Source organism: Micromonospora sp. DT81.3 (assembly GCF_049847225.1).
Taxonomy (GTDB): Bacteria; Actinomycetota; Actinomycetes; order Actinomycetales; family Microbacteriaceae; genus Microbacterium.
In genome coordinates, this window is the sequence record NZ_JBNCNY010000037.1 from 1 (window position 1) to 1586 (window position 1586).

The 1586-nt window shown below is 64.1% G+C and carries 2 protein-coding genes; both read left to right on the plus strand.

Annotated elements, in window-relative coordinates; translation table 11 throughout:
* Positions 1-152, plus strand: a 152-nt coding sequence (locus ACPW96_RS23210) for a dodecin family protein (protein ID WP_425886102.1), incomplete at its 5' end; no start/stop codon positions are given.
* Positions 153-399: 247 nt separating this feature from the next.
* Entirely contained in the window at positions 400-1566 is a 1167-nt protein-coding gene (locus tag ACPW96_RS23215) for an IS30 family transposase (protein WP_425886100.1), read from the plus strand.
* Positions 1567-1586: the final 20 nt, after the last annotated feature.

Below are 1586 nucleotides of genomic sequence, written 5' to 3' on the forward strand. Positions count from 1 at the left end.
ATCAAGCCGTTCGGGACGGCATAGAGCGCGCCAACGCCACGCTCCGGAACATCAGCGGCGCCTGGGTGAAGGAACAAAGCGTCCAGTGCTCCAACGGGGCGATCACAAGCTTCGATGTCGTACTCGAAGTCACTTTCGTTCTGGATGACTGACTCACTCCTCCGCCACGAGTAGCGGTCCTCGACAAGGCTATTGTCGGGCCGGCTGTCCGCAGAACTATGGTCGCTGACTCAATCAGTCGACGTGGTCAGTGCTGAATCCGACCTCAGCGCCTCTGAGACCGCCTGCCCGCAAGCGGATCGTCTTTCGACGCCCCTTCAACGCGACGATCGTCAACAGCCGCCGTCACCGCCCGGTTGAGGATCCTTGGGTTCTTGCGGTGGTCGCAACACTTACTGAATGGAGAGTGTTGTGGCGGGTTTGGCTTTGAGGTTCCGGCTGGATTTGATCCAGGAGGCGTGGGACGGCTTTCAGGCCGGACTGTTCGCGAGTGAGGTGGGCGAGCGGATCGGCGTGGATCGCACGACAGCGAAACGGATGCTCGTCGCTGCCGGCGGTGTGCGGCCGCGACGCGGCCGGAACCTGCAGGGCCGGTATCTGTCGTTCACGGAGCGCGAAGAGATTGCCATCGGCATCGCGGCCGGGCAATCGGTGCGTGCCATCGCAGCCCGGATCAGCAGGGCGCCGTCGACGGTGTCGAGGGAACTGACCCGCAACGCGGTGGCGGGACGGTATCGAGCATCGGCGGCGCAGGCGACCGCGTTGCGGCGAGCGAGCAGACCGAAGCCGGCGAAGCTGGCAACCAACGTGAAGCTGCGTGTCAGAGTGGAAGCGGACCTGGCCAAACGCCGCTCGCCGGAGCAGATCTCCGGCCGGTTGCGCCGGGACTTCCCGAGTCAGCCGGAGATGCAGGTGAGCGCGGAGACGATCTACCAGTCCCTCTACGTGCAGTCTCGCGGCGCCCTGAAGCAGGAGTTGACGCGGAGTTTGCGGACCGGGCGGGCACTGCGGCATCCGTCCCGGAAGACGGGGCAACGAAAGAACCGGATCCCGAACATGATCAACATATCCGAGCGACCAGCCGAGGCGAGCGATCGTGCCGTGCCCGGCAGCTGGGAGGGGGATTTGATCATCGGCGCCGGGAACCGGTCCGCAATCGGCACCCTCGTGGAACGCTCCGCTAACTACACGATGTTGGTTCCACTGCCCGACGGATACAAGCCCGAGCAGGTCGCCCGGGCGCTGACCCGGAAGATCCAGCAACTGCCCCAGCAGCTGCGGGTCGCGCTGACCTGGGATCAGGGGCCGGAGATGCGGGACTGGGAGAAGGTCCAGATTGCGACCGGCATCGAGATCTTCTTCTGCGACCCGAAGTCGCCGTGGCAACGCGGCATCAACGAAAACACCAATGGGCTGCTGCGTCAATATTTCCCGAAGGGCACCGAACTCGCCGGGTTCACCGAGGAACACCTCGACTCCGTCGCCGCGGAACTGAACGACAGACCACGCAAACGACTAGAGTTCCAAACCCCGAACGAAGTCATCGGGGACGTCCTGTTGCGATGACCGCTTGAATCCGCCGATCC